Origin of the sequence: Roseomonas rosulenta (assembly GCF_016106005.1) — a bacterium.
GTDB classification, from domain to species: Bacteria; Pseudomonadota; Alphaproteobacteria; order Acetobacterales; family Acetobacteraceae; genus Neoroseomonas; species Neoroseomonas rosulenta.
Genome location: NZ_JACADR010000183.1, coordinates 1 through 8,917, shown reverse-complemented (window position 1 = coordinate 8,917; position 8,917 = coordinate 1). Strand labels below are relative to the sequence as shown.

Sequence of the window (8,917 nt, the reverse complement as noted above, 5' to 3'; positions counted from 1 at the left end):
GGACGGGCGCGACGACGCGCCGCGCGGCGGGCGCCGCCAACGCGTGGCGCCGGGCCTGGTGCCGGCGCGGATCGCGGTGCGCGCGCGGCGCTGATCAGGCCTCGGCCAGGCCCCATTTGCGGGCCATCTCGGCGAAGAAGCCACTCTCGGTCCGCAGCGTCACCCAGGTATCGAGGAAGCGCAGCCACTGCGCGTCACCCGCCGGCGCCATGAAGGCCATGGGGATCGGGTTGCGCGGCTGGTCGCGCAGGATCGCCACCAGGTCGGGGTATTCGCGCGTCAGGAACGCGGCCTCGATCACGCTGGTCATGGCCGCATCGACGCGCCCGCCGAGCAGTTCCTGCCAGTCGCGCGCCGGGCTCTCGACACGCCGCAGTGTGGCATTGGGCAGCGCCTGCTGGACGAACTGCTCCATGGTGGTGCCGAGGGTGGTGCCGATGGTCACACCCCGCGCGTTCAGCGCTTCCCAGCCCGCGAACTTCGTCGCATCGCGCCGGCGCACCAGGGGGATGAAGCCGGTGCGCCCCCATGGCAGGGTGAAGGCGGCCGCCATGGCGCGCGCCACGGAGATCGAGGTGCCCGTCATCACCACGTCGAACTGGTCGGCCTGCAGGCCGTTGATGAGCGTGCGCCAATCGGTGGCGACGAACTCCGCGCGCAGGTTCATCTCGCGCGCCAGCTGCTGCGCGCAGTCGATCTGATGGCCGCGGTACTCGCGCGAGGCCGGGTCGCGGAAGGTCATCGGGTTGAAGTCCCCGGTGGTGCCGATGCGGATGCGCCCGGCCGCCTGCACGGCGGCGAGGCGCCCGGCGCCGGACTGAGCCTGCGCGGGAATGGCGATGGTGCCGGCGGCAAGCGCGGCGGCGGGCAGGGTGCGGCGAAACATGGGCGTGCCTCCGGAAGGGTGGCGCGCATGATGCCATGGCGGCGCCTGGGCGTCCTGCCGGCGCTGCTGCTGCTGGCCGGCTGCGGCGGCAACTGGGGCTGGCATGTGGTGAACCCGGCCGACCCGCGCGGCCAGGCGAACCTGCGCTTCATGCTGGACGGGCTGTGGGCGACGGTGTCGCTCTCGCTCGCTGCCATGGCGCTGTCGCTGGCGCTGGGCCTGGCGGTGGCGCTGGCGGGCTTCGCGCGGTGGCGGGCGCTGCGCTGGTTCAACCGGGTGTGGGTCGAGCTGTTCCGCGCCGTGCCGATCCTGGTGATGATCCTGTGGGTCTTCTACGGCCTGCCGGTGGTGCTCGACATCCGCATCGGCATCTTCGCGGCCGCGATGCTGGCCATTGCCGTGTGCGATTCCGCCTTCGAGGCGGAGATCCTGCGCGCCGGCATCCAGTCGATCGAGCGCGGCCAGCATGAGGCCGCGCAGGCGTTGGGATTGAATGGCTGGCAGCGCTACCGCTTCGTGGTGCTGCCGCAGGCGATCCGCCGCGTGCTGCCGCCGATCGGCAACCAGCTGGTCTATGTCGTGAAGATGTCCTCGCTGGCGAGCGTGATCGGCTACCAGGAGCTGACGCGCCGGGCGAACGAGCTGGTGGTGACGGTGTTCCGCCCGCTCGAGATCTACACCATCCTGGTGGTGGAATACCTGGCGCTGATCCTGCTGATCTCCTGGGCGGTGCGGCGGCTCGAGCGGCGGCTCGGCGCGGACCAGCGCCAGGGCATGCCGGGGTAGCGGCAGTTCCGCGCCCGTGGAGGCGCTGCGCGGCGGCACGCCGCGCCGGAACCCGGGTCCTGCGGCAGGGCAGATCCGACCGGATGAGGCCATCCGGTCGGGTCGTCCTGCTCCCGGCTCAGGTCCTGACCAGGGGACAGCCGCCCTCGGCCACGGGGCGGAAGGCGTCCTCGGCCGGCACGGTCGCGCGCAGCTTGTAGAAATCCCACAACCCACGGCTTTCTGACGGCGCCTTCACCTCGAACAGGTAGGCCGGGTGGATCTTGCGATTGTCCTCGCGGATGCGCCCGGGGCCGAAGGCGTCGTCGTCGGTCGGCATGCGCTTCATCGCCTCGATGACCGCGGCACCCGACTGCTTGGCGCGGGCGACGCCCACCTCGGCCACCGCCTTCAGGTAGTGGATGCAGCAGGAATAGGTGCCGGCGTGCTCCTGGTTGGGCATGTTGTCGGGGGTGCGGCGCAGGATGCGCGCCGCCAGCGCCCGCGTGCGATCATTGAGGTCGTGGTAGAAGACCTCGCTCATCACCATGCCCTGCGCGGCCTCGAGCCCGATGCCGCGGATGTCCTGCACGAACATGATCATGCCCGCGAGCTGCTGGCCGCGCCGCGTCAGCCCGAACTCATGCGCCTGCTTGACGCAGTTCACCATGTCGCCGGCGGCCATCGCGAGGCCCACCACCTTCGCGCGCGACGCCTGCGCCTGCAGCAGGAAGCTGCTGAAATCCGTGGTGCCCGGGAAGGGATAGCGCGCCGCGCCCAGCACGCGCCCGCCGGCGCGCTGCACGAAGCCGCCGGTGTCGCGCTCCAGCTGGTGGCCGAAGGCGTAGTCCGCCGTGATGAAGTACCAGGACTCCCCGCCCGATCGCACCGTGGCGCCGCCGACCACGTTTGCGAACATCCAGGTGTCGTAGGTCCAGTGGATCGTGTGGGTGCTGCACTGCGCGCCGGTCAGCGCCGAGGTCGCCGCACCGGACGCGAGCTGGACCTTGTCCTTTTCCTTCACGAGGTTCGCGACCGCCAGCGCGATGGCGGAGTTGTTCACCTCGCAGATCATGTCCACGCCGTCCTGGTCGATCCAGCGGCGGGCGAGCGCGAGGGCGGCGTCGGGGCGGTTCTGGTGGTCCCCCTGCAGCACCTCCACGCGGACGCCGCGGCTCGCGAGGCCGAGATCCTCCACCGCCTGCTGCGCCGCCGCGAGGCTCGTCGGCCCCGAGGTGCTGCGATAGGGGCCGGAGAAATCCGCCAGCACGCCGATGCGGATCACCTGGTCCTGCGCACGGGCGCGCGGCCCGCCGACGAGCATGGCGCCGGCGGCGCCGGCCAGCACCTGGCGGCGGTTGAAAGGCATCATGGCGTTCCCCGTGTTCGTTCGTGGTGACGAAGCTTCACGGGCGACGCGCCGCGATGCAAGCGCGGCGTCAGAAGCGGAAGTTGAGGCTCACCCCGGGGCTCGGCGCGTAGTACACGGGCGGCGGCGGCGCGTAGTAGTAGGCGCGCGGCGGCGGCGCGTAATAGACCGGGGGCGGCGGGCGGTAGTACCGCGGCGGCGGCGGCGCGTAGTAATAGGCACCCGGCGGCGGCCCCCAGCCATGGCCCGGATGGCCGCGGCGCCAGCGGCCGCGGCCGCCCTCGCCGCCATCGCCGACGGGCAGCAGCACGGATTGGCTTGTGTCGGGCACCTCGAGGAAGGGGCTCGCCCCGGCGCGCACCAGCGTGACGCCGGTGCCGTCGGCAGGTTCCGCCGCGGCGGCAGGCATGGCTGTGGCGCCGAAGCTGACATGCGCCACGCCGAGCAGGACGGCGCTGATCGCCAAAGGTCGCATCACTGTCTGTCTCTCCCGTTGCGCATGTTCGACGCCAAGCTTCTCGGGTCTCATCCTGCCATGGCCGCTTCATGGCAGTCTTGTCATCCGTCGGACACGATATCAGGAGATGAACCCGCATGCATCATGACCGGCCGCCGATCGACGTGGTCTCGGCCATGCCCGGCATCGCCTGGCCGGCACTGCCGTCGGCGCCGGGCGCGGCGCTGCTGGCGCTGCTGTTCCAGTTGGAGGGTACGCAATGGTGGCCGGCGGAGCGGATCGCCCGCGCTCAGCGCCGCCAGCTGGCCGCGCTGGTGGAGCATGCCCGCGCCGAGGTGCCCTTCTACGCCACGCGCCTGCCTGCCGCGCTGCCCGATCCCGGCGATGCCGCGGCCTGGGAAGCGGCTTGGCGCGCCATCCCGGTGCTCACGCGCGACGAGATCCAGGCCGCCGATGCCAGCGAGTCGATGCTCGCGCATCGCCTGCCACCGGGCCATGGCGAGTATCGCGAGGTCTTCACCTCGGGCTCCACCGGCCGGCCGGTGCGCGCCGTGCGCAGCCAGGTCTGGGAACTGGCCTGGAGCGCCTTCACGATGCGCGACCACCTGTGGCACCGCCGCGACCTGACCGGGACCATGGCCGTGATCCGCGAGAGCGGCCACGGCAAGGCGGCGTATCCCGATGGCGATTCGCAGCAGGGCTGGGGTTTCTCCGGTGCCGGACTGTTCGAATCGGGGCGGCTGGTCAGCCTGAACGTCACCACGCCGGCGGACCGCCAGGCGGAATGGCTGGCGCGGCAGGATCCGGACTACCTGCTCTCGCATCCCTCCATCCTGGTGCGGCTCGCGGCCGAGACGCGGGCGGCGGGGCTGCGCCTGCCGCGGCTGCGCCAAGTGATCGCGATCGCCGAGACGCTGCGCCCGGCCGCGCGCGCCGCGATCGAGGCCGCCTGGGGCGTGCCCGTCATCGACATCTACAGCACGCGCGAGGCCGGCTACCTGGCGCTGCAATGCCCGGACCACCCGCCGCACGTCCATGTCCAGTCGGAGGGCGTGCGCGTGGATGTCGAGCATGACGACGGCCGCCCCTGCGCCCCGGGCGAGACCGGCCGCGTGCTGGTCACGCCGCTGCACAACCTGGCCATGCCGCTGGTCCGCTACGACATCGGCGACGCGGCGGAGGTCGGCCCGCCCTGCCCCTGCGGGCGCGGGATGCCGGTTCTCACGCGCATCCTGGGGCGGCGGCAGAACATGCTGCGCCTGCCGGGCGGGGGACGGCGCTGGCCGCTGCTGTCATCGGGCGACCTCGGCGCGCTGGTGGCCGCCGTGCCGGGGCTGCGGCAATACCGGATCGTGCAGACCGCGATCGATGCGCTGCGGCTCGAGATCGTCGCAATCGGCCCGCTGACCGAGGCCGAGGCCGCCGCCGCGGCCGGCTGGGCGCGCGCCAAGTTCGGCGAGGGCTTCGCGGTGACGGTCCAGGCGCTGGCCGAGCTGCCGCGCAGCGCCGCCGGCAAGGCCGAGGACTTCGTCTGCGACATCCCCGACGCGCCCTGACCTTCCGCGCGCGCCGCGTCCGGGCCATCATCGGACACTGACCTCGATCGGGAATGGCCACCATGGCGCTGCGCTGCGACCTCATCATCCGCGATGCGACGATTTTCGACGGCACGGGCGGGCCGCGCCGGCGCGGCGATGTCGGCGTGACCGGAGACCGCATCGTGGCGGTGGGCGACCTCGGCGGTGCCTCGGCGGATCGCGAGGTGATGGCGAATGGCCGCGCCCTCGCGCCCGGCTTCATCGACGCCCACACCCATGACGACCGCGCGGTGATGTGCGGGCCGGCGTGCATGACCTGCAAGATCAGCCAGGGGGTGACCACCGTGGTGGTGGGCAATTGCGGCGTCTCGCTCTCGCCCGCGCGCTTCAGCCGCAAGCCGCCGCCGCCGCTCGACCTGATCGGCGAGGAGGGCTGGTGGCGCTTCGACAGCTTCGGCGACTACGCGCATGAGCTGAAGAAGCGCGGCTCCGAGGTGAACACCTACGCCCTGGTCGGCCACCAGACCATGCGCGTCGAGGCCATGGACGGCGACGTGATGCGCCCGGCCAAGGATTCCGAGATCGAGCACATGCGCCTGCGGGTGAAGAACTCGCTGGCCGAGGGCGCGTCGGGCTTCTCCACGGGCCTGTACTACCCGCCCAACATGCACGCGACGACCGAGGAGGTGATCGCGGTGGCCGAACCGCTGCGCGCCATGGGCGGCATCTACGTGACCCACATGCGCGACGAGGCGGACCGCGTGCTGGCCTCGATCGAGGAGACGGCGAAGATCGGCAAGCGCGTAGGCGTGCCGGTCTGGGTCAGCCACCACAAGTGCTCGATGCCGGAGAACTACGGGCGCTCGACCCAGACGTTGCCGCTGATCGAGGCGATCAACCAGACGCAGGACATGTTCTTCGACATGTACCCCTACCCGGCCGGGTCCACCGTGCTGATGCCCGACCGGCTGCGCGAGGACGTGAAGGTGATGATCACCTGGTCGATCCCGCACCCCGAGATGGCGGGGAAATACCTGAGCGACATCGCGCGCGGCTGGAACACCGACATCCGCCAGGCGGCCGAACGCCTGCTGCCCGCGGGGCAGGTCACCTGGCAGATGGACGAGGAAGACGTCCGCCGCATCATGGCGCATCCGATGTCGGTGATCGGATCGGACGGCATCCCGCACGACGCGCATCCGCATCCGCGGCTGTGGGGGACCTTCCCGCGCGTGCTCGGGCTGTACGCGCGCGAGCTGCGGCTGTTCAGCCTGGAGACCGCCATCCACAAGATGACGGGGCGCACGGCGAACCTGTTCGGCATGATCGACCGCGGCGAGATCCGCGAGGGCGCCTATGCCGACCTGGTGCTGTTCGACGCCGACACCGTCATCGACCGTGCGACCTTCGAGGACCCGAAGCAAACCAGCGAGGGGATCGAGGAAGTCTGGGCCAACGGAACACCGACCTACGTCGCCGGCAAGGGCGCGACCGGGGAAAAGCCGGGCAGGCTCGTCACGCGCAACCGCGTGTGACGGGGGCGCCGCCCCCGAACCCCCGCCGGGGTGACAGTGTCACCCCGGACCCCGCCGTCAATCGAGCACGCGGAAGATCGCCTCGATCTCCACCGGGATCTGGTTGGGCAGGCTCACGAAGCCGACCGCCGATCGCGCGTGTTTGCCGTTCTCCCCCAGCACGGCCAGGAACAGGTCCGAACACCCGTTGATCACCTTGGGATGATCCGTGAAGTCGGGCGTCGCATTCACCATGCCCAGCACCTTCACGCAGCGCAGCTTCGCCAGGCCCCCGGCACCCTCCGCCGCCGCCGCCAGCAGGCCGAGGCCCACCATCCGCGCATAGCCATATGCGTCCTCGACACTCATCTCGGTCGGCACCTTGCCGCGCACCGGCACGCCATCCGGCCGCCGCGGGCCCTGCCCCGAGGTCCAGAGCATGTCCCCCTCCCGCCGCCAGGGCACGTAGCTGCCCATCGGTTTGGGCACCGGCGGCAGCGTCAATCCCAGCGCCGCCAGCCGCTGTTCGGGTGTATCCTCGGCCATCGCACATCCCTCCAGAAACCACCCCGCCATGCGACACGCGCAACGCCGCCCCGGCAAGAGCGCAGATGAATGTCAGCAACACTGACCTAACATCGCCCCATGGACCACCTCGCCCTGCTCGGCTTCGCCATTGCCATGTCGGTCACGCCGGGGCCGAACGTGCTGATGGTCGCGGCGGGGGCGGCCAATGCCGGCGTGCGTGCCACCGTGCCGCACATGATGGGCATCGCGGTAGGCTTCGGGGCCATGCTGCTGATCGTGGGGCTCGGCCTCGCCGCGCCCTTCGCCGCCGCACCCTGGCTGCACACCGCGCTGAAATGCGGCGGTGCCGCCTGGCTGCTGCTGCTGGCCTGGAAGATCGCGCGCGCCGGCGCGCCGGGCGAAGGCCCGCCCCGCCCGCCGCTGGGCTTCATCGGCGCGGCGCTGTTCCAATGGGTGAACCCGAAGGCGTGGATGATCGCGCTCGCCGCCATCCCGACCTTCACCACGCCCGATGGCGATATCCTGCGCGAAGCGCTGCTGGTCGCGGGCGCCTTCGCGCTGGTGGGCTTTCCTTGCACGCTGGTCTGGGCGCTGCTCGGCGCCGGCGCGTCCCGCCTGCTGCGCACCGATCGCGCGCTGCGCGGCTTCAACATCGCCATGGCGGTGCTGCTGGTGGCCTCGCTGATCCCGGCCTTCGTCTGACGGGTCGCACTTCGACACACCGCGCGGCGCGCATCGCTGGCAGGATGGCGGCATGACGCACCACCGCATCCTGCGCCGCCCGCTGCTCGGCGCCGCCCTTCTGCTGCCGCTGCCGGCCTTCGCGCAGCAGCGCACCGAGACCCCGCGCCAGACCCGCGGCCCCTTCTACCCCGTGGCCTTCCCCGCCGACACCGATGCCGACCTAGTGCGCGTGCAGGGCGCGGCGGCGCAGGCCATGGGAACGGTGGCGCATCTGCGCGGCCGCGTGACCGACACAGCGGGCAACGCTGTCGCCGGCGCCCTCGTCGAGATCTGGCAATGCGACGCGCAGGGCATCTATCGCCACCCCCGCGCGCCCGACACCGACCGCTTCGACACTAACTTCCAGGGCTATGGCCGCACGATAACCGATGCGACCGGCGGCTACGCCTTCCGCACCCTGCGCCCGGCCCCCTATCCCGGCCGCACGCCGCATATCCATGTGCAGGTCACGCGGCCGGGCGGCGCGGTGCTGGTCACGCAGTTCTACGTCGCGGGGGAACCGCTCAACGCGCACGACGGGCTGCTGAATGCCATTCGCGACCCCCGCGCGCGCGACGCCGTGATCATCCCCTTCATCCCGGCCGATCGCATCGAGCCGCGAGCGCTGCTCGCGCAGGCCGACATCGTGCTGGGCTGAAGCGCTTCACGCGGGCAGCGCCCGCGCGCTGGACCACGCCGCCCGCTGCCGCCTAGGCTCCGCCCCCCGCGGAGAGGACAACGCCCATGCGCCGCCTGACACTCGCCTTCCTGCTGAGCGCCACCACGGCGCTCGCCACCGAATTGCCGGTGCGCAGCGTGACACTGTCCTCCGCCGGCCTTGCACAGGTGGAGCGCGCCGGCGAGGTCGCGCCCGACGCCTCCGTCACCTTCCGCGCCCCCACCGATGACGTGGACGACCTGCTGCGCAGCCTGATCGTGGTCGATACCGCCGGCACGGTGGAGGGCCTGCGCCTGCCCGCCCGCGACCTGGCCGGCGAGGCCTTCCGCGGCCTGCCCTTGCGCCCCGACGATTTCGACAGCCGCATCCGCCTGCTCGCGGCGCTGCGCGGCCAGGAGGCCGAGGCCGGCGGCGCGCGCGGGCGCATCGCCGACGCCGCCGAGGTGCCGCCCGTGGCG

Annotated in this window: 9 protein-coding genes and 1 pseudogene; 6 read left to right on the top strand and 4 right to left on the bottom strand. The window is 71.9% G+C overall.

What is annotated here, in order from left to right:
* Positions 1-94: 94 nt before the first annotated feature.
* Positions 95-886, bottom strand: coding sequence for a transporter substrate-binding domain-containing protein (locus HW578_RS18505; protein WP_198372175.1), 792 nt, complete (start codon positions 884-886; stop codon positions 95-97).
* A gap of 27 nt (positions 887-913) precedes the next feature.
* Here HW578_RS18505 and HW578_RS18500 point away from each other — a divergent pair, with 27 nt between their 5' ends.
* The gene (locus HW578_RS18500) at positions 914-1,672 is read left to right on the top strand and encodes an amino acid ABC transporter permease (protein WP_198372174.1); all 759 of its coding nucleotides are present in this window, start codon (positions 914-916) and stop codon (positions 1,670-1,672) included.
* Positions 1,673-1,790: 118 nt separating this feature from the next.
* Here the strand turns inward: HW578_RS18500 and HW578_RS18495 are convergent, their stop codons facing one another.
* Positions 1,791-3,023 (bottom strand): ABC transporter substrate-binding protein, encoded by a 1,233-nt coding sequence (locus tag HW578_RS18495; RefSeq protein WP_369407923.1) that lies wholly within the window; start codon positions 3,021-3,023, stop codon positions 1,791-1,793.
* 67 nt (positions 3,024-3,090) lie between these two features.
* Positions 3,091-3,498 (bottom strand): hypothetical protein, encoded by a 408-nt coding sequence (locus tag HW578_RS18490; protein WP_198372171.1) that lies wholly within the window; start codon positions 3,496-3,498, stop codon positions 3,091-3,093.
* 116 nt (positions 3,499-3,614) lie between these two features.
* Between HW578_RS18490 and HW578_RS18485 the strand changes: the two genes are divergently transcribed.
* Positions 3,615-5,033 (top strand): phenylacetate--CoA ligase family protein, encoded by a 1,419-nt coding sequence (locus HW578_RS18485; RefSeq protein WP_198372169.1) that lies wholly within the window; start codon positions 3,615-3,617, stop codon positions 5,031-5,033.
* Positions 5,034-5,095: 62 nt separating this feature from the next.
* On the top strand, positions 5,096-6,550 hold the full coding sequence (locus HW578_RS18480) for an N-acyl-D-amino-acid deacylase family protein (protein WP_198372168.1): 1,455 nt from the start codon (positions 5,096-5,098) through the stop codon (positions 6,548-6,550).
* Between the two features lie 57 nt (positions 6,551-6,607).
* Here the strand turns inward: HW578_RS18480 and HW578_RS18475 are convergent, their stop codons facing one another.
* Positions 6,608-7,075, bottom strand: coding sequence for a RidA family protein (locus tag HW578_RS18475; protein WP_198372166.1), 468 nt, complete (start codon positions 7,073-7,075; stop codon positions 6,608-6,610).
* A 99-nt stretch (positions 7,076-7,174) separates the two neighbouring features.
* On the opposite strand from HW578_RS18475, the gene HW578_RS18470 reads away from it, so the two are divergent.
* The 3 genes and pseudogenes from HW578_RS18470 to HW578_RS18460 form a co-directional block, all read left to right on the top strand.
* A complete protein-coding gene (locus HW578_RS18470) occupies positions 7,175-7,759 on the top strand; it encodes a LysE family translocator (RefSeq protein WP_198372164.1) in 585 nt (194 codons plus the stop codon).
* A gap of 52 nt (positions 7,760-7,811) precedes the next feature.
* Positions 7,812-8,438, top strand: a complete 627-nt coding sequence (locus HW578_RS18465) for a dioxygenase family protein (RefSeq protein ID WP_198372163.1) — start codon at positions 7,812-7,814, stop codon at positions 8,436-8,438.
* Positions 8,439-8,524: 86 nt separating this feature from the next.
* Positions 8,525-8,917: pseudogene (locus HW578_RS18460) on the top strand (DUF4139 domain-containing protein); the annotation flags it as partial.